Source organism: Parafannyhessea umbonata (genome assembly GCF_900111255.1).
Classification (GTDB): Bacteria; Actinomycetota; Coriobacteriia; order Coriobacteriales; family Atopobiaceae; genus Olsenella_J; species Olsenella_J umbonata_A.
Window position 1 is genome coordinate 97,873 of the sequence record NZ_FOGP01000007.1, and the last position, 20,708, is coordinate 118,580.

Below are 20,708 nucleotides of genomic sequence, written 5' to 3' on the forward strand. Positions count from 1 at the left end.
ACCGTTCGAAGGGAGAGCCACTATGGCAAAGATGCTTCTTACTGGCGTTGACGGAAACCTGGGAGGCGAGGCGGCGCGCGTCCTTCTTGACATCGTCCCTCACGACCAGCTGATCTTCTGCGGTTATAACCCGGCGTCGCTCGAGCCGTACGCGGCAATGGGCGTCGAGACCCACGTCACGAACTTCAACGATCCCGATGGCCTTGCCGACGCGTTTGCGGGTGCCGAGCGCCTGGCGCTCATCTCGATGCCGTTCGTGGGCGCAAAGCGCCAGAACGCGCACAAGAACGCGGTTGACGCCGCAAAGGCGGCCGGCGTCAAGCAGATCGTGTACACCAGCCTCGTCAATGCCGACGACCCGACGAACCCCTCGGTCGAGAAGAAGGACCACATCTACACCGAGGAGTACATCAAGAGCGTCGGGCTCGACTACATCTTCATGCGCAACAGCCAGTACGCCGAGGCCATGATCACCAACTACTACACCTACGTGAAGACCACCGGCGTCCTCACCAACTCCCAGGGCGACGGACTGATGGCCTACATCTCGCGCAAGGACTGCGCCAAGGCCGTGGCCTATGCGCTCGTCCGCGGCGACGAGTACCACCAGGCGGCGCTCGACATCAATGGCCCCGAGCTCATGACCATCTCGAAGTTCATCGAGATCGGCAACGAGGCGACGGGCAACCACGTGACCTACCAGGAGGTCACAGACGAGGAGAACTACCAGATCTTCGACGCGATGGGCGTCCCCCGCACTACCGACGGCGTGTTCAAGAAGGGCTCCGAGGCGCCGTTCAGCTCCGACGGCATGGTCACCTTCGCCCAGGCCATCCGCGAGGGCAAGATGGCCAAGTTCACCGACGACTTCAAGAAGCTCACCGGCGACGATCCCATCACCGTCAGGTACATGTTCGAGCACTCCGACGACTTCCAGATTGGCGAGCGTCACTCCAAGGACGCATAGCCTTTCAAGACGCATGATGCGCAGGGGAGAAGGACCGTCCAGCTCTCGCTGGGCGGTCTTCTTGTATCGAGAGGGGCGTTTGCTGCCTTGGGGCCGGCTACCCTTGCGTCCGCCCCGTGCCTATACTTGTGAGGTTGCCTGCCGCTGGCAGGAGCCGAGGAGAAGGGATGACGGATGGGTGTGGCGAACGAGGCTTCTTGCGGGTTCGCGAGTGGGCGTGGGGCCAAGGGCTACTTGGCAAGAAACGCGGCTCCGCTTCTGGCGCTCGCCCTGTTTGTCGGCCTCGTCCCCCTTGTCGGCAGGGGAGTGACCTATCTCAACCTCGCGTTCTATGCGGTGGTGACGGTCTACTTCGCCGCCTTGGGAAGCTGCTCGCCGGTCCGGTGGAAGGAAGAGCTCGCAAAGGGTTCCTTCTGGAGGCAGACGCTGGCCACGGTGGGCGCCGTCGTTGCCGGCTTCCTGCTGATGCTCTTGCTCCAGGCTAGCCTCCCCGGGCTCGACCTGGGCGAGATCGAGCTGCCTACGCGAACTCCCGTCGAGATCGCCCTCTTCGCCCTGCAGACGACCCTCCTGCCGCCCCTTGCCGAGGAGCTGTTCTTCAGGAAGTCCCTCATCGTGCTCGGGGGAGGGGCTCGGACGGTCGTGACGGTCGTGCTGAGCTCGCTTCTATTTGCCCTCGAGCACGCCCTTGCCCCCTTTGGCGTCCTGACCTACGCGGTGCTTGGCGCGTCCTTCTCGATTCCCTATGCCTGGCACAAGAACGTCTACGCGATGATGACCGCGCACCTCATCGTGAACGTCGTGGGAAACGGACTTCCGCTGGCAGCCATGCTCCTTCTTGCTCGCTAGGTGGCCTCGCCCTCGCCGCGTATGTCTGGATTTCTTATTATTTGGCCGATACAACAGGTAGGGTAGTAAGTCGAGATTTGCGTCCGGCACGCGGGCTTTGCGGCGCCGGGCAAGAGAGCGGCACAGCCGCAGTGTGAAACGAGAGCATCACCATGGCAAAAAACACAGCAAGCTACGGCAATGACAGCATTCGCCAGCTCAAGGACGAGCAGCGCGTCCGCATGCGCCCCGCAGTCATCTTTGGCTCCGACGGCCTCGACGGCTGCGCGCACGCGGTGTTCGAGATCGTGTCGAACGCCGTCGACGAGGCGCGTGAGGGCTTCGGCAGCCTGATCACGGTCACCAAGTTCCTGGATGGCTCCATCCAGGTCGAGGACCACGGCCGCGGCTGCCCCCTTGACTGGAATCCCAGCGAGAAGCGCTTCAACTGGGAGCTGGTCTTCTGCGAGCTCTATGCGGGCGGCAAGTATGACAACAACGCGGGTGGCGACTACGACTACTCGCTGGGAACGAACGGCCTGGGCTCCTGCGCGACGCAGTACGCGTCCGAGTACATGGACGTGACAGTCTGGCGTGACGGCAAGAAGTACGACCTTCACTTTGCCAAGGGCAAGGTCGTCGGCAGCAAGAAGAAGGCCCTCCACGTCGAGCCCACCGACGAGGAGCGCACGGGCACCATCATCAAGTGGCGTCCCGACCTCGAGGTCTTCACGTCAATCGACATCCCGCGCGAGTGGTTCGAGCAGACCCTTCGCCGTCAGGCGGTCGTCAACGCCAACGTGACCTTCCGCCTGCGCGTGGAGGGTGCGGACGGCTTCGAGGAGCAGGACTTCTGCTACCCCAAGGGCATCGAGGACTACGTCATGGAGAAGGTCGGGCCCAACTACCTGACCGAGCCCTTCTTCATCGAGGCGAACCGCCGCGGCCGCGACCGTGACGACCTTCCCGACTACAACGTGAAGATCACCGCGTGCTTCTGCTTCTCGCGCACCATGTCGATGCAGGAGTACTACCACAACTCCTCGTGGCTCGAGAACGGCGGCTCGCCCGAGAAGGCCGCCCGCAGCGCATTTACCAGCGCAATCGACGCCTACATCAAGAAGCAGGGCAAGTACAACAAGAACGAGAGCGCCATCAAGTGGCAGGACGTCCAGGACTGCCTGGTCCTGGTCACCAACTGCTTCTCGACGCAGACGAGCTACGAGAACCAGACCAAGAAGGCCATCAACAACAAGTTCATCCAGCAGGCCATGACCGCCTTCATCAAGGAGCGGATGGAGACCTACCTGATCGAGAACAAGCCGTCGGCTGACAAGATCATGGAGCAGGCCCTCATCAACAAGCGCTCGCGCGAGAACGCCGAGAAGACGCGCCAGAGCATCAAGACCAACCTGCAGCAGAAGACCGACATGGCCAACCGCGTGCAGAAGTTCATCGACTGCCGCTCCAAGGACCGCACGCGCCGAGAGGTCTACATCGTAGAGGGCGACTCCGCGGCCGGTGCCTGCCGCACTTCTCGCGACGCGGAGTTCCAGGGCGTCATGCCCGTCCGAGGCAAGATCCTCAACTGCCTTAAGGAGGACTACCCGCGCATCTTCAAGTCCGAGATCATCATGGACCTGCTGCGCGTCCTGGGCTGCGGCGTCGAGGTGAAGGACAAGCGCCTGAAGAACCTGGGCACCTTCGACCTGGACAACCTCAACTGGAACAAGGTCATCATCTGTACGGATGCCGACGTCGACGGATACCATATCCGCACGCTGATCCTGACGATGCTCTACCGCCTTGTCCCGACGCTCATCAGGGAGGGCTACGTCTTCATCGCGGAGTCGCCCCTGTACGAGATCAACTGCAAGGAGAAGACCTACTTCGCCTACACCGAGCCCGAGAAGGCCCGCATCCTCCAGGAGATTGGCGACCAGAAGTGCTCGATCAGCCGCTCCAAGGGTCTTGGTGAGAACGATCCGGACATGATGTGGCTCACCACCATGAACCCCGAGACGCGCCACCTGATCAAGGTCCTGCCCGAGGACGTAGAGCAGATGGAGCGCATGTTCAACCTGCTCCTGGGCAACGACGACGCGGGACGCAAGCGCCACATTGCCGAGCACGGCAAAGAGTATCTGGACCAACTGGACCTGCAGTAAGGAGGAGACATGGCTGCAAGAAAGAAGAAGGCTTCGCCCAAGAAGAAGCACGTGGACAACCCCAACGTCATCGGCCTGCACTCCGAGGTCCTGGAGCAGCCCATCACCGAGACGCTCGAGGTCAACTACATGCCGTACGCGATGAGCACCAACGTGTCGCGCGCGTTCCCCGAGATCGACGGATTCAAGCCGTCGCACCGCAAGCTGCTCTACACCATGTACAAGATGGGCCTGCTCAACGGCGCGCGCCAGAAGAGCGCGAACATCGTTGGCCAGACCATGAAGCTCAATCCCCACGGCGACGCGGCGATCTACGAGACCATGGTTCGCCTTGCGACCGGCAACGAGGCACTTCTCACCCCGTTCGTGGAGTCGAAGGGCAACTTTGGCAAGTACTACTCGGGCGACCTGAGCTACGCAGCCTCGCGATACACCGAGGCGAAGCTGTCGCCCATCTGCGCGGAGGTCTTCAAGGACATCGACAAGGACCCGGTCGACTTCGTCGACAGCTACGACGGCGCCATGCAGGAGCCACGCCTGCTGCCGACCGCCTTCCCCAACGTGCTGGTCTCGGCCAACAAGGGCATCGGCGTCGCCATGGCCAGCGACATCTGCGGCTTCAACCTGAACGAGGTCTGCGATGCCACGATGCACTTCCTGAAGGACCCCGACTACGACCTCTTCAAGAGCATGCCGGCGCCCGACTTCTCGACCGGCGGCGAGCTCATCTACAAGCGCGAGGAGCTCGAGCGCGTGTACAACACGGGCCTGGGCAGCTTCCAGGTTCGCTCGCGCTGGCGCTACCTGCCCAGCGAGCGCATCATCGAGGTCTACGAGATTCCCTACACCACCAAGACCGACGTGATCATCGATCGCATCGTCAAGCTGTCCAAGGAGGGCAAGGTCCGCGAGATCTCGGACATCCGAGACGAGACCGACCTTTCGGGCCTGCGCATCGCCATCGACGTGAAGCGCGGCACCGACCCCGAGAAGCTCATGGCCAAGCTGTTCCAGATGACCACGCTGCAGGACACCTTCAGCTGCAACTTCAACGTGCTGGTCGACGGCTACCCCAAGGTCATGGGCGTGCGCGAGATCCTTGCGGAGTGGGTCGCGTGGCGCATGGAGTCCACGAGGCGTCGCGTGCGCTTCGACCTGAACAAGAAGTCCGAGAAGCTGCACCTGCTGCACGGCCTCGAGGCAATCCTGCTCGACATCGACAAGGCCGTTGACATCATCCGCCACACGGAGCTCGAGGCCGACGTCGTGCCCAACCTGATGAGGGGCTTCGACATCGACCAGGTGCAGGCCGAGTACGTGGCGAACATCAGGCTGCGAAACATCAACCGCGAGTACATCCTGAACCGGACCAAGGACATCGAGGCTCTCGACGAGGAGATCGCCTCCCTCAAGAAGATCCTGAGCAGCGACGACAACGTCAAGCAGGTCATCTACGACGAGCTGGCCGCCATCAACAAGAAGTACGTCACGCCGCGCAAGACCGGCATCGTCGACGCCGAGGACATCGTCCAGGTATCCTTGGAGCCCGAGGTCGAGGACTATCCCGTCACCATCATGGTGTCCAAGGAAGGCTACCTGAAGAAGCTGACCGACCGCGTCCTGCGCTCCGGGGCCGACCTCAAGTACAAAGACGGCGACTCCCCCTGGCTGGAGTTCCCATCGACCAACAGGGGAGAGCTCCTGGTGCTGACCGACCAGAGCCAGTGCTACAAGGTGAAGGTCTGCACGCTGTCCGACACCAAGTCGGCCGACCTGGGAACCTTCCTTGCGACCAAGCTCGAGATGGAGGATGGCGAGAACATCATCCACGTGCTCGATCCGGGCGACTACAAGAGCGACATCCTCTACATCTTCCGCAACGGCCGCGTGGCTCGCGTCGCGCTCTCCGGCTACGTCACGAAGCAGAACCGAAAGAAGCTCAAGAACGCCATCTACGTTGGCAGCCCGCTGGTCGACGCGATCGTCCTGAGCGAGAACCGAGACGTGACGCTCTTCTCGAACGACGAGCGCCTGATAACGTTCAACACCGAGCTGCTGAAGACCAAGACCACCAACAGCACCCAGGGTCTCATCGCGTTTACCTGCAAGAAGGGGCGCGAGGTCATCGCGGTGGGCAAGCCCGAGGAGTTCCTGGGACCCGACGCCGACCCAGCGCGCTACGTCGTGGACAAGTTGCCCTCCGCCGGCACCTCGATATCGGACGAGGACCGCATGACGCTCTTCGACCTGTAGGGTTGCGGGCGTCCGCGCAAGAAGCGAGACGATGATTGGGCCGGCCTCCGTGTGGGGCCGGCTCTTTTTTTTCGTGGCGCTAGCGCCTGCCGTCGAGACGCTTGACCTTTTGGGACAGCTCGACGAGCTCCTCGTGCGAGAGCTCGGGCAGGTGCTCGAGCTGGTCGATGAAGCGCGCGACGCTCTCGTCGCGCGAGGCGCGCATGCGCTCCTGGCAGAAGCTGACCACGGCACCCGTGATGAGCGCGAGGTAGAAGATGGAGTAGACGGAGAGAAGGACGACCGCCGCGCGGCCCGGAATCGAGTTGACCGCGATGTCGCCGAAGCCGATGGTGCTGACCGCCTGGAAGAGGATCCAGGCGGCGTCGCCGAGTCCCCTGACGCCGGGCTCAGCCATGGCGAGCGTCATGGAGGCGATGACGAACAGCATGACGAAGCTGGCCGTCCAAGGCCCCAGCCCAGCTGCGCGTATGATGGGTCCCAGAGCGCGAAACCTGAAGGGTCGCGGTGTGACCTTGGGGTGCGGACGCAGGTCCTTCTCCATGGGCTAGACCCCTTCGTCCGAGGCGATGGAGGGCGCGTCGGCTGCGCCGTCGAGCGAGGAGAAGGACGGAAGTGGCATCGCCGCCCCTATGACGGCAGCGACTCCCATCCAGATGAGCCCGTTGGCCGGGAAGCACAGAATCAGGATGGCCAGGGTGAGCAGCGGCTTGCGCGTGACGCCGGCCAGAAACGCCGTCGTGGTGACCGTGACCATGAGCATGGGGTCCGCGCCCGTGAGCGCGGCGAGGCCGTACCCTGCGGCGACTCCCGAGAAGATGCTGGGGAAGAAGTCTCCGCCCATCCATCCCATGCTGAGGCACATAGGCGTGATCGCCGCCTTGGCGAAGCCGGTCGCGAGCAGGACGATTGCGGGGCAGCCGGACCACTCGCGCATTAGCTCCGTGGTCTGGGCCTCGCCTGGGAAGAGGACGTAGGGCAAAAACGTCGCCACGGCCCCCATGAGGGCTCCCGCCGCGACGGGGGCCGCAACGGTGCCGACCGCGCCGGTGCCCAGGCGGCGCGCTGCCGACGCGAAGAAGCGCCTCGAGGCGTGGTGCAGGAGCGTCATGGCGTATGCCGCAACGATGCAGGGGATGACCCAAAGCAGGCGGATGTCCCCGACCGCGATGGAGTCGAAGCGCGGCAATCCGCTCGAGGAGCCGAAGATGCGGGTGAACAGCAGAATGCCGCCGAACGCGCCGAAGGCCGCGGCGGTGTAGAGCGCGACCTTGGCCCCGCGGCGCATGGTGTAGTCGCTCGCGTTGGGCTTGGACGCGTCCTCGACTCCGGCGACGATGCCGGCGAGCGGCGTCGCGAAGATGGCCGATACGCAGGCTGCGATGGAGGCGTCGGCCACCTCGTCGACGTGCAGCCTGGCGACGCTCAGCCCCGCGCGCTTGATGCGGTCGCGAACCCAGCAGCACCCGGCGGTTATGAGGCCGGTCAGACCGGCCTCGAATCCGATGGAGCCGCCGAAGGCCAAAGGCAGAAGGAAGGTCACGACGGGCCGTATGGCCCCTTGGGTCTTGTAGGAGCCCGTACGCTTGAACTCGCCCAGCACCTCTTCGAGGGACTTGACACGGTCGTTCGAGACGTAGGTCCATACGCCGATGACGGCGCCCCCGAGCGTGCAGGTGATGAGCGGAAACAGGGGGATGCTCAGCCTCGAGCCGAGGCTCTCCCAGATGAGCCTGGTGAGCCACTCGGAGAGGTTCATGACGAGAAACACCGCAGAGCCTACCAGCAGGCCCAAGGCGAGGCTCAGCAAGGCGAACGCCATGGCGAGGCTGGCCCCCTCCGCCCTGCTCCGGGGTCTGAGCCCGGCGCTTTGCAGGGTGGGACGTGGGTCTGCCTTGCGCTTCCCTCTGCCGTGCGGGAATCTCTTGTGTCTCCCGCCGGTCCGAGCGCTCTCCTGGCGTGTCGTCATGTCTGCCCCCCGAGTGACGTGGATGGACTCATCCTAGCGCCGCGCGCATGGCTGACCTGCTACTTCTTGCCTCTTTGGTGGCAAATCGTCGGCGGGGAAGGGACGGGGTCGGGGCCTTCCGCGAAGCCCCTACCCCCTCGAATTCCTGTGCGCCAGGGACTTGCCCGCTGCGAGCAAGGCGAGGATGGCGATGCCGACGAGCACGATGGTGCCGCCGGGCTTGAGACCAAGTGCGTAGGAGATGACGAGCCCAATTGCGGACATGGCAAGGCCGCAGCCGCACGAGACCGCGACCATCTGGCGCCAGCTGCGCGCGACGGTCAGCGCGCAGGCCACCGGCACGACCATCATCGACGAGACGATCAGTGCGCCTACGGTGCGCGAGCCCACCGAGATGGCAAGGGCCGTCGCGATGACGAACGCGACGTTGAGCGCGCCCGTGGTCACGCCGGCCAGACGGGCCTGCTGCTCGTCGAGGGTGACTAGCAGCAGCTGACGGCGAAACGTCGCGCAGAACGCGACGACGGCAAGGCCGACCACCACCACGACGGCGAGCTCGCGGTCGCTTACCGCGACGATGCTGCCGAACAGGAAGCTCGAGAAGCTCGCCGCGTTGGGCGTGAACCCCGAAAGGACGCCCGCAAGTCCTACCGAACAGGCGAGCACGACGGCGATGGCCAGCTCCTGGCGCCCTGCGAAGTGCTTGCGGACGAACTCGGTGGAGCCGGCGGCCAGCAGGCAGGCGACGATGGACCCGATTACGGGGTCGATTCCCGCAACGAGGCCCCCGGCGACGCCTGCCAGCGACGCGTGCGAGAGCGCGTCGCCCATCATGGAGAGGTGCCTGAGCACGACCACGACTCCGATGCAGGGGATGGCGACGCCCATGACGAGGCCCGCGACAAAGGCGTGCTGCATGAAGGCGTACTCGAACATGTCAAAGCCCATTGTGGACGCTCCTTTCGTCCGATTCCTCATGTATGACGCCGTGGCCGAGAACGACCGTCCTGTCGTAGAGCCTGGGAAGGCGCGCGAGGTCGTGGGTGATCAGAAGGGTGCTCATCCCGCCCTCGGAAGCCTGGGAGACGGTTTGCATGAGGGCCGCCGCATTGGCGTCGTCCAGGTTGCTCGTCGGCTCGTCGAGCAGCAGGAGCCAGGGGCTCCTCACGAGCGCGCGGGCGAGGAGGGCGGACTGGAACTGGCCCCCGGAGAGCTCTCCGACCAATCGGTCGTGCAATCCGGCGAGCCCCGCCCTCTGGATTGCCTCGAGCGCGAGGGAACGCTCCCGGGCGTGGCGGTGGGGGAGGATCCGCGTTGCGTTGAGGTTGGATTGGACCAGCTCGAGAACGGTCAGGGGGATGTGGCGGTAGTCGTCTGGGCTTTGCTGGGGAACGTATCCCACGAGGCCGTCCGCAATCGCGGCGGTGGGTGTCCGGTCAAACACCGCCACGGATCCCCCGTCGGGTTCGAGCTCGCCGAGGATGATCTTGGTGAGTGTGGACTTTCCCGCTCCGTTCTGTCCCGCGAGAACGCAGAACTCGCCGGGGGCGAGCTCGAGGCTCGCCCCCGCAAGAACGGGGTGCTCTCGGTACGAGAAGCTAACCCTCGACAGCCTGACGGCGCTTATGCTCACGAGAGGGCCTCGACGAGCTTGTCCAGGTTCTTCTCCATGACGCTGAAGTAGTCTTCGCCTGCGGCAAGCTGCTCGTCGGTCAGCCCCTCGAGCGGGTTGAGCACCTTGCACTGCGCGCCGGACTCGTCGGCGATCTGCTGGGCGACCTTGGGGCTCACCAGGTCCTCGCCGAAGATGACCTTGACGTGGTTGTCCTTGGCGAAGTCGACGATTTCGGCCATGGTCTTGGCGTCGGGCTCGGACTCTGCGTCCAGGCCCTCGATGGCGACCTGGTTGAGGCCGTATGTGTCGCACAGGTAGCCGAACGCCTGGTGCGAGACGACGATGTTCTTGTTGGGGACGGCCGAGAGCCTCTGCTGGTACTGCTGGTCAAGCTCGTCGAGCTTCGCGGCATAGGTCTCGTAGTTCTTCTCGTACACGTCCTTGCCGTCGGGGTCGGCCGCGATCAGGGCGTCGCGGATGTTGGCCATCTCGACCTTGGCGTTCTGCGGGCTGAGCCAGACGTGGGGGTCATACTGGCCCTGCTCCTCGTCGGCGCCCGCACGCAGCTGGATGCCCTGGGACGCCTCGACCTTCACGAGCCTGTCGTTGGAAAGCGTGTCGGAAACCTGGTCGACCCACTTCTCCATGCCGGCGCCGTTGTAGACGAAGACGTCCGCGCTCTCGAGGGTCTTCATGTCGTCGGTCGAGGGCTCCCAGTCGTGGGGCTCGGTGCCTGCGGGCACCAGGTTGACGACCTCGACGCGGTCGCCGCCGATCTTCTTGGCGTAGTCGGCCATGGGGTAGAAAGACGCGACGACCTTGACGGTCTTGGTCTCCTGACCCTGGTCGGAGCCGCTCTGGTTGTTGCTGGCCGTTCCTGATGCGCAGCCCGCTACGCAGGCAAGTGCGAGCAGGGCGCTTGCCGCTGCCGCGATGATGCTCTTCTTCATGTGTGCTCGTTCCTTCGCGATGACGATGCCTATGCGTCATGGGTGACGCGGTACTTCTGTCGAGGTGCGCGTGGAACGTCAGTCGTCCATTCGGTCCCTAAGCGTGATGGGCGTCTCGGCCATCAGGAGGAGCTGCATTACGACGACTGTCAGCGCCGCCGCACGGGGAAGCGCGAGCGGCATCTGGGGCCTGCTGGGGGTCGGGCCATATGTGCCTTGCAGGGCGATTGCCCCGCGCAGGACCTGACATACGACGCAGCCGTCGCCCGTGCAGTCGTGCTTGGCCTCCGTGGCCACGAAGACGGCGGGCAGCAGGAGCGTGACCGTGACGAGCAGGGCGACAGCGCGGCGTGCGACGGGACGGCAGTCTGTGACGAGGCGACGGAGGGGCATCAGCGCTCCTTCCGGCAGTCCCTGCACACGCCCATCAGGACGGTGCGATGCACGTCCACCGTGAAGCCGTGCTCGCGCTCGAGGTGCTCGAGAAGCGGCTTGACCTCATTGCAGTCAAGGTGGATGAGCCTTCCGCACTCGGTGCACTTGAGGTGGTAGCAGTGCTCGTCGCGGCAGCCTTCCGTTCTCACGAGCTGGAGGCAGGCGCGGCGCTCCCCCTCGGGGGTGAAGCGAATCACCGAGCCCTCTTCGACCAGGTGCTCTATCTGGCGGTACACCGTGGCGCGCGACACGTCGGCGCCATCGGCGCGCAGCCGGTCGAACACGTCCGATGCCGTGGCATGGTGGTCTCCCAGCGACTCGAGACAGCGCGTGACCATCTCGCGATGCGCCGTGTTGTATCGGCCTCGTGCCACCGGAACCTCCTGCCTTCAAATTGAGAACGCGTCGCATATTAGGCCAGGGGAAAAGGAATTGCAACGACGGGTGGCAAGCTTAACCGTATGGACAAATTGTCCAGACTAATGCCCTCGTCCGTGCTTGCCGCGGCTGGCCATGCGCGTTGTCGCATGGAGTTGCGGCGGCCCGCTGGAGACTGCGCGATTCGCTCGTTTTGCGCGCAACGCCCGTCTCTCTAGGGGTAAGGTCTCACTAGCAAAGAGTTACCTGATTGGGAGATCATCATGTATGACAACCTGCCCGTTCCTGGGCGCAACGACATCTGTTGGTGCGGCAGCGGAAAGAAGTACAAGAAGTGCCACTCTGCCATCGACGCGCGTCTCGAGCGCCTCTGGACCGACGGCGAGGAGGTCCTGCCCCGCTCGCTCATCAAGACGGCTGACGACGTTGTGGGAATCAAGGCGTCTGCCGAGGTGAACGTTGGCGTTCTTGACTATGTGGGCCAGAAGATCTGCGCCGGCACCACCACCGCCGACATCAACGCCTGGGTCGAGGAGTACCTTGCCGCCCACGACGCGGTCTCTGCCGACCTCAACTACGAGGGCTACCCCTACAGCGTCTGCACCTCCATCAACGACGTGGTCTGCCACGGCTTCCCCAACGAGGACGACGTCCTCAAGGAGGGCGACATCATCAACGTCGACATGTCGACCATCAAGGGCGGCTACTACTCGGACTCCTCGCGCATGTACTGCATCGGAGAGGTGAGCGAGGAGCGTAGGCGCCTGGTCGAGGTCTGCCACGAGGCGGTGAAGGCCGGCCTGGCCGCCGTCAAGCCCTGGGGCCACCTTGGCGACATGAGCGCTGCGGTCCAGAAGGTCGCCGAGGACGCGGGCTACAGCGTGGTCGAGATGTTCGGCGGCCATGGCATCGGCTGCGAGTTCCACGAGGAGCCCTTCGTTCCGCACGTGGGCGAGGAGGACACCGGCCCCGTCCTGATGCCGGGCATGTGCTTCACGATTGAGCCCATGATTAACGCCGGCGGCCCCGACGTGACCATCGACAAGGAGAACGGCTGGATCGTCCGGACCAAGGACGGTAGCGACTCTGCGCAGTGGGAGGTCCAGATCGTGATAACCGACGACGGCTATGAGCTCCTAAGCTGGTAGTGCCATCTCTTGGCCAAGAAGCACCGACGCCCTCGACGAGACGCCTGCAGGCATCGCCGGGGGCGTCTTTCTTTTTTCGCACGGTTCGGCGCCCGTCGAAGCGGCGACTAGCCGATTGCCAGGTATAGCAGGCAGAGGCAGGCCAGCAGGGCGACGTTGAGCGCGGCGAAGGGCAGCATGAAGCGCCGCGCAGACGAGTGCGGAGACATGCGGTAGATGCGAAACGCGATCAGGCTCGCAAGGGAAGCGACGGGCGTGCCCAGCCCTCCCAGGTCGACGCCGAGCAGCAGCGGCCTCCAGCTCTGGACGAAGCCGGAAAGGAGCATTGCCGCAGGAACGTTGCTGATGACCTGGCTGGCGCCCAGGCTCGTCAGGAACGGCGCGGTCCCCATGGCCGATCCGAGCACCAGTGTCACCGCCTCGATGCGCGCCATGTTGTGCGAGAACACGAAGAAGCACGCAAACGTGCCAAGAAGGGCCCAGTCGACCTTGCTGAGCGCGTGGCGGTCGAGCGCCAAGACCGCGAGCAGGACCATGGGGAGCGTCAGCTGCCAAGGCACGGCGCGAAGCGCCGTGAGGATGCTCAGCGAGAAGAGCGCGAGGTGCATGGGCAGAAGGCATCTGCGTGACTCATTGCCCTCCGCGCTGGACGGCTTGGGCTCCGCGCCCGTCGCCCCCGAGGGCGCCACGTACTTCTCGACCGCCTGGCTTCTCCTCGCGACGCACAGCGTGACGAGCAGGACAAGCGAGAGCAGGGCGTAGGGGGCAATCGCCAGGAAGAACTCGATGGGGTCGATGCCGAAGCGAAGGTAGAGGAACAGGTTCTGGGGGTTGCCGATGGGCGTGACCATGCTTCCGAGGTTGGCGGACACGGCCTGGCAGGCGGCCAGGTGGGCAAGCTCGTCCTGGCGTCCGGCCATGCGTAGCGAGGTGATGGCGAACGGCACGAAGATCAGCAGCGCCACGTCGTTGGTCACCAGCATCGAGCAGAAGAAGGGGAGCAGCACCAGCGCGAGCCTGAGCGTTCGCGTGCTGCGTGCCCGGCCGAGCAGCTGGCGCGCCATGCGGTCGAGCACTCCGCAGCCAACGAGCCCTGCGACCGAGGTCATGAGGCACAACAGGAGCGCGAGCACGCGATAGTCGATGGACTGGGCGACCTCCGAGGGGCCCGTTCCGGCGATGGTGGTGGTAACGGCAGCCGCAGCCAGCGCGATGCAGAGCATGAGCTGCTGGCGCACAAATGAGGTAATTCGGTCAAACATGGGGTCATTCTAGAGCCGACCCGTCCCATTAGATACAATGCCACAGGTTAATCACTATTTTTCGACGAGTTGTCGCGCCAGCCCAGAGGTTTCTGTGGTGCGCGGCAGAAGGAACGCGCATGTCCAACCTTACCGACCAGATTTCCTCGCGCAGGACGTTTGCCATCATCTCGCATCCTGACGCGGGCAAGACGACCCTTACCGAGAAGCTCCTCCTGTATACCGGCAGCATCCAGACGGCCGGCTCGGTCAAGGGCAAGGCGAGCGCGAAGCATGCCGTGTCGGACTGGATGGACATCGAGAAGGAGCGCGGCATCTCGGTCACCTCCTCCGTCCTGCAGTTCAGCTACGGCGGCCACTTCGTGAACATCCTCGACACGCCGGGACACCAGGACTTCTCTGAGGACACGTACCGCACGCTCATGGCCGCCGATGCGGCGGTCATGGTTATCGACGGCGCCAAGGGCGTCGAGGCCCAGACCATCAAGCTCTTCAAGGTCTGCACCCTGCGGCACATCCCCATCTTCACCTTCGTCAACAAGCTCGATCACGACACGCGCGACCCCTTCGAGCTCATGGAGGAGATCGAGGACGTTCTGGGCATCGACACCTATCCCATGAACTGGCCCATCGGGTCGGGACGCAACTTCCGCGGCGTGTTTGACCGCCAGTCGCGCCACGTGCTCGCCTTCCAGGGCGATGGCCACGCCAACGCGACCAAGAAGGTTGGCGAGATCGAGGCCGAGCTCGGCGATGCCAAGCTGGACGAGCTCATCGGCGAGGAGAACCACAAGAACCTGATGGATGACATCGAGCTCCTCGACGGTGCCGACAACGAGTTCGACATGGATGCCGTCAGCTGCGGAAAGCTCTCTCCGGTGTTCTTCGGCTCCGCACTCACCAACTTTGGCGTCGAGCCGTTCCTGAAGGAGTTCCTGCGCATGGCGCCGGAGCCGCTGGCCTATACCGACACGCTGACCGGCCAGGAGGTCGATCCCGCGACTGACGAGTTCAGTGGCTTCGTCTTCAAGATCCAGGCCAACATGGACAAGAACCACCGCGACCGCGTCGCCTTCGTGCGCATCTGCTCGGGCAAGTTCGAGCGCGGCATGGATGCCTGGCACGTCCAGGGAGATCGCAAGCTCAAGTTGGCCACCGGCACGAGCATGATGGCCGACGACCGTGCCATCGTCGACGAGGCGTATGCCGGTGACATCGTGGGCCTGTTCGACCCGGGCATCTTCAGCATCGGCGACACCGTGTGCGACATGCGCCACCACGTCAAGTACCCGCAGATCCCCACCTTCGCTCCCGAGCACTTCGCGCGCATCGAGCAGGTGGACACCCTCAAGCGCAAGCAGTTCATCAAGGGCATGGAAGAGATTGCCCAGGAGGGCGCAATCCAGATCTTCCGCGAGTGGGGCATGGGCATGGAGCGCGTCGTCGTCGGCGTCGTGGGCGTTCTTCAGCTCGATGTCCTCGAGCGTCGACTCAAGAGCGAGTATCACGTGGGCATCCGCCGCACGCCCCTGCCGTACACGCAGATTCGTTGGATCACCAACGATCCCGACGAGCTCGACCTGCGCAGCCTCAACCTGACGCGAGACACCCTTCGCGTCGAGGACATGCGCGGCGGCCGCCTGCTGCTGTTCACCAACGAGTGGAACGTCAACTGGGCCGTCGAGCGCAACGAGGGGCTCAAGCTCTCCGAGGTCGGTAACATCACGTTCTAGGCCGTTCCGGCGCCTACCTTGCACTCGTCTCGCTCGTCGTGAGCTGAAGGGTTCCTGGCATATCGTCTTCCCCGGCCTTTGCCCCGTGCGCTCCAGTGCAATCTGGCCCGCAATTGCCAGGAGCACGAGGATGCAGACGGTTGGGGGACGACTCTGCAGTGGCCGAAATGCCCCCAACCAGTGTCGCGTCCTGACGTAGACTAACCCCCATACGCCAGACGGATTTCTTCTGGGGCCTTCTGAGGGGGGGCTGGGGGAGGAGCGACATGGTTACCTTTGACGACCTGAAGGACGGACGCCTCGACGGCATCAGCCGCAGGGGGTTCGTGGGGCTGGGGCTCGGCACGCTCGTCACAGCGGTACTGAGCTCGTGCGGTGGCGCCGGAGCCTCGGACGAAGGCGGTTCCGGCTCTGGGTCTACCGTTCTCGAGCCTGCCGCCCAGGACGAGAAGGACGCGAGCGAGTCCGGGTCCTCGTCGCAGGCGGAGGGCAAGGTGGGCGACAAGACGCTCGTCCTGTACTTCTCGCAGACGGGAAACACCGAGTCCATCGCCAAGTTCATGTGCCAGATCCTCGGCGGCGCGGACGGCTTCCACCTGCAGACCAAAGAGCCGTACGTGGAGGCCGACCTGAGTGCCGACGACGACTCGCGTTGCAGGCGAGAGCAGGACAACGCGCAGTCTCGGCCCGAGCTGGCGGGCGACCTGCCCGACCTGTCCCAGTACGGGACCGTGTTCGTGGGGTTCCCCATTTGGTTCGACAGGGCGCCGCGTGCCCTGTACACCTACGTCGAGGGCGCCGGGCTCGCCGGCAGGAAGGTCTACGCCTTCTGCACCTCAGCCGTTGCCGGAATCGACGATGCCGTGGCGGAGCTTGCCGCCCTGGACACGAGGGTCGAGTGGCTCAAGGCCATGCGCTTCGAGGAGCACGACACTTACGATGCCGTTTCCGAGTGGATCGACCAGATAAACAATCGCTAGGAACGTCTTTCGAAGTGGTTTCGTTACGTTCTTCTCACATAACGTTACAAATGCTTTCATCCGTGGGTGCGAGTGCCTATCCTCGTTGTACGCGCCTGCGGGCGCTGTCGTATAGGCATGAGCAAATCGAGAGGTGGAACCCATGGCATCCAAGCTGGGCCAGAAGATCGTAACCCTGCGCAACGCGCATCACATCAGCCAGCAGGACCTAGCTGACCGTTGCGACTGCGACGTGGAGGTCATTCGGGGCCTAGAGGATGGCGCGCTGCCGCCCTCGCTGGCACCTCTCATCAAGGTCACGCGTGCCCTGGGCGTGCGTCTGGGCACGCTCATGGACGACGCCGACGACGAGGGTCCCGTGTACGTGAGCGGCGACCAGATGGAGGAGGTTACGCGCCTCACGTCGCTCGAGACCTCGTCTGATGCTGGTGACCTGCGCTACTTCAGTCTTGCCGCGGGCCGTCCGAGCCGTCACATGGACCCCTTCGTCATCACCATCGACCCCTCGGGCGAGCTTGACCACAAGCTCGTCGGGCACGAGGGCGAGGAGTGGCTCTACGGCCTCGAGGGCGAGTTCGAGGTCCAGTATGGCAACGAGCACTACCTGATCAAGCCTGGCGAGTCCATCTACTACGACTCGATCGTGCCCCACCAGGTTCGTGCCTACAACCAGCAGCAGGCAAAGTTCCTAGCAGTCGTCTACACGCCGGTGTAGCCAGCCGATCTTTGGCTTTGGCTCCGTCGACGAGTCATCGTTCTCGCAGACAATTCACTACCAACAGAGAAGGACGTGCGACCAATGGCTGTAGACGTCATGTCAAGCTATGACCCAGCCGCAGACCCTCAGGGCATCAGCATTCCCGAGGAGATCGCGGCCATTACCAACCCCGAGCACCTTACCCTGGACCAGTGGCCCAAGGACAAGCCGCTGCCGCCGCGTGGTGCTCCCGACTACCCGCTTCACACCGAGCTGACCATCGGCGAGTACCTGCGCAAGCAGACGGTCGTCGACGGCGACCACGAGTTCGTGGTCTATCCCGACCGCGACCTGCGTTGGACCTACGCCGACTTCGACCGGCGCACCGACGAGCTTGCCAAGGGCCTTCTGGCCATCGGCCTCGAGCCCGGTGACCATCTGGGCGTCTGGGCGCGCAACATCCCGGACTGGCTCACCTTCATGTACGCCAGTGCCAAGATCGGCGTCGTCATGGTCACGGTCAACCCGGTCTACAAGAGCCACGAGCTGGACTATGTCCTGAAGCAGTCCGACATGAAGGCCCTTTGCGTGATTGACGCGTTCCGAGACGTCAACTACCTCGAGATCATTCGCGAACTCGTGCCCGAGACCCTCACGCAGGAGCGCGGGCGCCTCGAGTCCGAGACCTATCCCATGCTCAAGAGCATCATCTACATGGGACCCGAGAAGCACCGTGGCTGTTACAGCGTGCCCGAGCTCATCCTGCTGGGCTCCTACATGCCCGACGACTCCCTGCGCGAGGCCGAGAAAAAGTTCGACAACAACGACGTTGTCATGATGCAGTACACCAGTGGCACGACGGGCTTCCCCAAGGGTGTCATGCTGACCCACCGCAACATCATCAACGACGGCTTCTTCATTGGAGAGGGGCAGCGTCTGGGCTCCGAGGACCGCATTACGCTCCCGGTTCCGTTCTTCCATTGCTTCGGCTGCGTCCTGGGCGTCATGGCATCGCTGACGCATCGATCGACCATGATCATCGTCGAGCAGTTCGACCCGGGCCTGGTGCTTCAAGCCGTCTCGCGCGAGCGGGCGACGGCACTCTACGGCGTGCCCACCATGTTCATCGCCGAGCTCAACCACCCGAACTTCGAGAGCTTCGATCTCTCGCACCTGCGCACGGGCATCATGGCCGGCAGTCCCTGCCCGCCCGAGACCATGCACGAGGTTATGGAGCGCATGAACATGCGCGAGGTGACCATCTGTTACGGCCTGACCGAGACCAGCCCCGTCTTTACCCAGACCTCCGTCAACGACGACGTCGAGCACAAGTGCACCACCGTCGGTCTGGCGCACCCGCCCATCATCGCTCGCATCATCGACCCCGTCGACGGCCACACCTGCGCTCCCGGAGAGCCGGGCGAGCTCTGCTGCAAGGGCTACAACGTGATGAAGGGCTACTACAAGATGCCCGAGGCGACCGCGGAGGCCATCGATGCTGACGGCTTCCTGCACTCGGGCGACCTCGGCATGATCGACGAGGACGGCTACTATCGCGTCACGGGCCGCATCAAGGACATGATCATCCGCGGCGGTGAGAACATCTACCCGCTCGAGATCGAGAACTTCCTGCTGGGGCACCCGGGCATCCTGGACGCTCAGGTCGTGGGCATCCCCGACGCCAAGTACGGCGAGATCGTTGGCGCGTTCATCCGCACGAGGCCCGGCTACGAGGGCCTCACCGAGGCAGACGTGCGCGAGTGGGCGATTCCTCGCATCGCGCGCTATAAGGTTCCCAAGCGCGTGTTCGTGGTGGACGACTTCCCCATGACGCCTTCCATGAAGGTGCAGAAGTTCAAGCTGCGCGAGATGGCGGTCGAACTCGTGGAGGCCGGCAAATAGCCGAATCCCAAAGAACGCATGTGGTGCGGCGGTGCGCTGTCTAGTACAGCGTGCCGCCGCGCAGTTGTTGCTTCTTGACTATCTCGCCCAGGAGCCATTTGACCGTGCGCACGTCACGGTGGTCGAAGAGCTTCTTGTAGTTGGGGTCCTCCAGCATCTCGAAGCGCCTCATGTCGTCTCGGGTCAGAGAGAAGCCGAACACGTCCAGGTTTTCCTCCATGCGGCCCAGGTGCGTGGTCTTGGGGATCACGACGATGTCCTTCTGAATCAGCGCGCGAAGGATGACCTGCGCGACGGTCTTGCCGTGGCTTCGGGCGATCTCGGACAGGGTGGGGTTCGAGAATATGCCCTGCCGTCCCTCGTAGAACGGGGCCCAGGACTCGTGGATGACGCTGAGGCCATCCATCACGAAGTGCTCGTCGTCTCGCTGGCAGAGGGGGTTCGTCTCGATCTGGTTGACCATGGGCGGCACCTCGGCCATGAGGGCCATGTCGACCAGGCGCTCCGAGTGGCAGTTGCTCACGCCGATGGCGCGGAGCTTGCCGGCCTCGTAGGCCTCCTCCATGGCACGCCATGCGCCCGTATAGTCACCCATCATCTGGTGGAGCAGCATCAGGTCGATGTGGTCGGTCCTGAGCTTTCGCAGGCTGCGGTCTATGGAGTAGCGCGCCCGCTCGTAGTTCATGTTGCTGACCTGGACCTTGCTGGTGACGAAGATCTGGTCGCGCGGAACGCCGCTCTTGGCGATGGCCGTGCCGACTCCCTCTTCGTTGTTGTAGGACTGCGCGGTGTCGATCAGCCGGTATCCCGCCTTGAGCGCATCGAGCACGCAGCGTTCGGTCTCGTTCGGGGACATCTGGTACACGCCGAGGCCCAGCATGGGCATGCGTACGCCGTTGTTCAGGGTCTTGTAGAGCATCGGAACTCCTTTCGCCGGACGCCGGCGGCGTCATCGGGCGAGAAGTGCTTGGTCTTCTCCCTTGCAAAACCTTTCCGAAAAACTGGCTGCTCTCTAGCTTACGGTTGCCTACCTACTGGCGCTGCCTTGCATGTACCAGCGGGCGGATGCTTCGGTTGGGCGTGGCGCCCGAGGCGTCACGCAACAAAAGGCCCCCCTCCCAAGTGAACTGCGCCCCAGTTCTTGGACGGGCAAATAAAGCGGCCTAGGCCGCATGCAGGGACTGATTCCGGAACTCCTCCGGGGTCAGTCCCTTCAGCTTAACCTGACGCCTCCTCGTGTTCCAGTGGACGACGTAGGCGTCGAGGTCCCTCTTGAACGCGTCGAAGCTCGGCCATGTCTGGTCACGGAAGAACTCGTCCTTCAGGTGGCCGAACACCTGCTCGGTCGCCCCGTTGTCGATGCAGTTGCCCTTCCGGGACATGCTCTGCACGACGCCCGCCTCCTTCAGCCTGTTGCACCACC

General features: G+C 63.8%; 19 protein-coding genes. 9 read left to right on the forward strand and 10 right to left on the reverse strand.

Annotated features, from left to right (window positions below):
* The first annotated feature begins 22 nt into the window (after nucleotides 1-22).
* The 4 genes from BMY31_RS08495 to BMY31_RS08510 all read left to right on the forward strand — a co-directional run bounded on the left by BMY31_RS08495 (nucleotide 23) and on the right by BMY31_RS08510 (nucleotide 6,216).
* The gene (locus BMY31_RS08495; protein ID WP_091009848.1) at nucleotides 23-967 is read left to right on the forward strand and encodes an NmrA family NAD(P)-binding protein; all 945 of its coding nucleotides are present in this window, start codon (nucleotides 23-25) and stop codon (nucleotides 965-967) included.
* A gap of 234 nt (nucleotides 968-1,201) precedes the next feature.
* Nucleotides 1,202-1,816, forward strand: a complete 615-nt coding sequence (locus tag BMY31_RS08500; RefSeq protein ID WP_159444007.1) for a CPBP family intramembrane glutamic endopeptidase — start codon at nucleotides 1,202-1,204, stop codon at nucleotides 1,814-1,816.
* Nucleotides 1,817-1,968: 152 nt separating this feature from the next.
* On the forward strand, nucleotides 1,969-3,963 hold the full coding sequence (locus BMY31_RS08505) for a DNA gyrase/topoisomerase IV subunit B (RefSeq protein ID WP_091009854.1): 1,995 nt from the start codon (nucleotides 1,969-1,971) through the stop codon (nucleotides 3,961-3,963).
* A gap of 9 nt (nucleotides 3,964-3,972) precedes the next feature.
* The gene (locus BMY31_RS08510) at nucleotides 3,973-6,216 is read left to right on the forward strand and encodes a DNA gyrase subunit A (RefSeq protein WP_091009857.1); all 2,244 of its coding nucleotides are present in this window, start codon (nucleotides 3,973-3,975) and stop codon (nucleotides 6,214-6,216) included.
* 79 nt (nucleotides 6,217-6,295) lie between these two features.
* On the opposite strand, the gene BMY31_RS08515 is transcribed toward BMY31_RS08510, so the two are convergent.
* From BMY31_RS08515 to BMY31_RS08545, 7 genes are all read right to left on the reverse strand, one after another.
* A complete protein-coding gene (locus tag BMY31_RS08515) occupies nucleotides 6,296-6,760 on the reverse strand; it encodes an ion channel (RefSeq protein ID WP_078687708.1) in 465 nt (154 codons plus the stop codon).
* Nucleotides 6,761-6,763: 3 nt separating this feature from the next.
* Nucleotides 6,764-8,038: a chloride channel protein gene (locus BMY31_RS08520; protein ID WP_180371394.1), complete on the reverse strand. Its 1,275-nt coding sequence runs from the start codon at nucleotides 8,036-8,038 to the stop codon at nucleotides 6,764-6,766.
* Between the two features lie 276 nt (nucleotides 8,039-8,314).
* Nucleotides 8,315-9,133: a metal ABC transporter permease gene (locus BMY31_RS08525; protein ID WP_234970794.1), complete on the reverse strand. Its 819-nt coding sequence runs from the start codon at nucleotides 9,131-9,133 to the stop codon at nucleotides 8,315-8,317.
* Nucleotides 9,123-9,818 (reverse strand): metal ABC transporter ATP-binding protein, encoded by a 696-nt coding sequence (locus BMY31_RS08530; RefSeq protein WP_180371395.1) that lies wholly within the window; start codon nucleotides 9,816-9,818, stop codon nucleotides 9,123-9,125. Before BMY31_RS08530 ends, BMY31_RS08525 begins: the two co-directional genes overlap by 11 nt.
* Nucleotides 9,815-10,750: a metal ABC transporter substrate-binding protein gene (locus tag BMY31_RS08535; RefSeq protein WP_091009866.1), complete on the reverse strand. Its 936-nt coding sequence runs from the start codon at nucleotides 10,748-10,750 to the stop codon at nucleotides 9,815-9,817. The genes BMY31_RS08530 and BMY31_RS08535 overlap by 4 nt, the downstream gene beginning before the upstream one ends.
* Nucleotides 10,751-10,828: 78 nt before the next feature.
* A complete protein-coding gene (locus BMY31_RS08540; RefSeq protein WP_078687704.1) occupies nucleotides 10,829-11,143 on the reverse strand; it encodes a hypothetical protein in 315 nt (104 codons plus the stop codon).
* Nucleotides 11,143-11,559 (reverse strand): Fur family transcriptional regulator, encoded by a 417-nt coding sequence (locus tag BMY31_RS08545; protein ID WP_091009869.1) that lies wholly within the window; start codon nucleotides 11,557-11,559, stop codon nucleotides 11,143-11,145. Before BMY31_RS08545 ends, BMY31_RS08540 begins: the two co-directional genes overlap by 1 nt.
* A 267-nt stretch (nucleotides 11,560-11,826) precedes the next feature.
* Here BMY31_RS08545 and BMY31_RS08550 point away from each other — a divergent pair, with 267 nt between their 5' ends.
* Nucleotides 11,827-12,711: a methionyl aminopeptidase gene (locus BMY31_RS08550; protein WP_091009871.1), complete on the forward strand. Its 885-nt coding sequence runs from the start codon at nucleotides 11,827-11,829 to the stop codon at nucleotides 12,709-12,711.
* Between the two features lie 107 nt (nucleotides 12,712-12,818).
* On the opposite strand, the gene BMY31_RS08555 is transcribed toward BMY31_RS08550, so the two are convergent.
* Complete coding sequence (locus BMY31_RS08555) at nucleotides 12,819-13,973, reverse strand: SLC13 family permease (protein ID WP_091009874.1); 1,155 nt, start codon at nucleotides 13,971-13,973, stop codon at nucleotides 12,819-12,821.
* A 119-nt stretch (nucleotides 13,974-14,092) separates the two neighbouring features.
* On the opposite strand from BMY31_RS08555, the gene BMY31_RS08560 reads away from it, so the two are divergent.
* The 4 genes from BMY31_RS08560 (at nucleotide 14,093) to BMY31_RS08575 (ending at nucleotide 19,285) form a co-directional block, all read left to right on the forward strand.
* Entirely contained in the window at nucleotides 14,093-15,706 is a 1,614-nt protein-coding gene (locus tag BMY31_RS08560; protein ID WP_091009877.1) for a peptide chain release factor 3, read from the forward strand.
* 266 nt (nucleotides 15,707-15,972) lie between these two features.
* Nucleotides 15,973-16,686 carry a flavodoxin gene (locus BMY31_RS08565; RefSeq protein WP_091009885.1) on the forward strand — a complete coding sequence of 238 codons (714 nt, stop codon included), beginning with the start codon at nucleotides 15,973-15,975 and terminating at the stop codon, nucleotides 16,684-16,686.
* A 142-nt stretch (nucleotides 16,687-16,828) separates the two neighbouring features.
* The gene (locus tag BMY31_RS08570; protein WP_078687698.1) at nucleotides 16,829-17,401 is read left to right on the forward strand and encodes a helix-turn-helix domain-containing protein; all 573 of its coding nucleotides are present in this window, start codon (nucleotides 16,829-16,831) and stop codon (nucleotides 17,399-17,401) included.
* An 84-nt stretch (nucleotides 17,402-17,485) separates the two neighbouring features.
* Nucleotides 17,486-19,285: an AMP-binding protein gene (locus BMY31_RS08575; protein ID WP_219334867.1), complete on the forward strand. Its 1,800-nt coding sequence runs from the start codon at nucleotides 17,486-17,488 to the stop codon at nucleotides 19,283-19,285.
* Between the two features lie 40 nt (nucleotides 19,286-19,325).
* On the opposite strand, the gene BMY31_RS08580 is transcribed toward BMY31_RS08575, so the two are convergent.
* Both BMY31_RS08580 and BMY31_RS08585 read right to left on the reverse strand, forming a co-directional pair.
* Nucleotides 19,326-20,204 carry an aldo/keto reductase gene (locus tag BMY31_RS08580; protein ID WP_078687697.1) on the reverse strand — a complete coding sequence of 293 codons (879 nt, stop codon included), beginning with the start codon at nucleotides 20,202-20,204 and terminating at the stop codon, nucleotides 19,326-19,328.
* A gap of 244 nt (nucleotides 20,205-20,448) precedes the next feature.
* Entirely contained in the window at nucleotides 20,449-20,667 is a 219-nt protein-coding gene (locus tag BMY31_RS08585) for an IS3 family transposase (RefSeq protein WP_369821286.1), read from the reverse strand.
* Nucleotides 20,668-20,708: the final 41 nt, after the last annotated feature.

Excerpts from the sequence above, each read along its gene's own strand:
- BMY31_RS08580 (WP_078687697.1), bottom strand. The coding sequence starts at position 20,204 with ATGCTCTACAAGACCCTGAACAACGGCGTACGCATGCCCATGCTGGGC.
- BMY31_RS08550 (WP_091009871.1), top strand. The coding sequence starts at position 11,827 with ATGTATGACAACCTGCCCGTTCCTGGGCGCAACGACATCTGTTGGTGC.
- BMY31_RS08585 (WP_369821286.1), bottom strand. The coding sequence starts at position 20,667 with ATGTCCCGGAAGGGCAACTGCATCGACAACGGGGCGACCGAGCAGGTG.
- BMY31_RS08570 (WP_078687698.1), top strand. The coding sequence starts at position 16,829 with ATGGCATCCAAGCTGGGCCAGAAGATCGTAACCCTGCGCAACGCGCAT.
- BMY31_RS08515 (WP_078687708.1), bottom strand. The coding sequence starts at position 6,760 with ATGGAGAAGGACCTGCGTCCGCACCCCAAGGTCACACCGCGACCCTTC.
- BMY31_RS08505 (WP_091009854.1), top strand. The coding sequence starts at position 1,969 with ATGGCAAAAAACACAGCAAGCTACGGCAATGACAGCATTCGCCAGCTC.
- BMY31_RS08575 (WP_219334867.1), top strand. The coding sequence starts at position 17,486 with ATGGCTGTAGACGTCATGTCAAGCTATGACCCAGCCGCAGACCCTCAG.
- BMY31_RS08495 (WP_091009848.1), top strand. The coding sequence starts at position 23 with ATGGCAAAGATGCTTCTTACTGGCGTTGACGGAAACCTGGGAGGCGAG.
- BMY31_RS08525 (WP_234970794.1), bottom strand. The coding sequence starts at position 9,133 with ATGGGCTTTGACATGTTCGAGTACGCCTTCATGCAGCACGCCTTTGTC.
- BMY31_RS08520 (WP_180371394.1), bottom strand. The coding sequence starts at position 8,038 with ATGGCGTTCGCCTTGCTGAGCCTCGCCTTGGGCCTGCTGGTAGGCTCT.
- BMY31_RS08535 (WP_091009866.1), bottom strand. The coding sequence starts at position 10,750 with ATGAAGAAGAGCATCATCGCGGCAGCGGCAAGCGCCCTGCTCGCACTT.
- BMY31_RS08510 (WP_091009857.1), top strand. The coding sequence starts at position 3,973 with ATGGCTGCAAGAAAGAAGAAGGCTTCGCCCAAGAAGAAGCACGTGGAC.
- BMY31_RS08560 (WP_091009877.1), top strand. The coding sequence starts at position 14,093 with ATGTCCAACCTTACCGACCAGATTTCCTCGCGCAGGACGTTTGCCATC.
- BMY31_RS08540 (WP_078687704.1), bottom strand. The coding sequence starts at position 11,143 with ATGCCCCTCCGTCGCCTCGTCACAGACTGCCGTCCCGTCGCACGCCGC.
- BMY31_RS08565 (WP_091009885.1), top strand. The coding sequence starts at position 15,973 with ATGGTTACCTTTGACGACCTGAAGGACGGACGCCTCGACGGCATCAGC.
- BMY31_RS08555 (WP_091009874.1), bottom strand. The coding sequence starts at position 13,973 with ATGTTTGACCGAATTACCTCATTTGTGCGCCAGCAGCTCATGCTCTGC.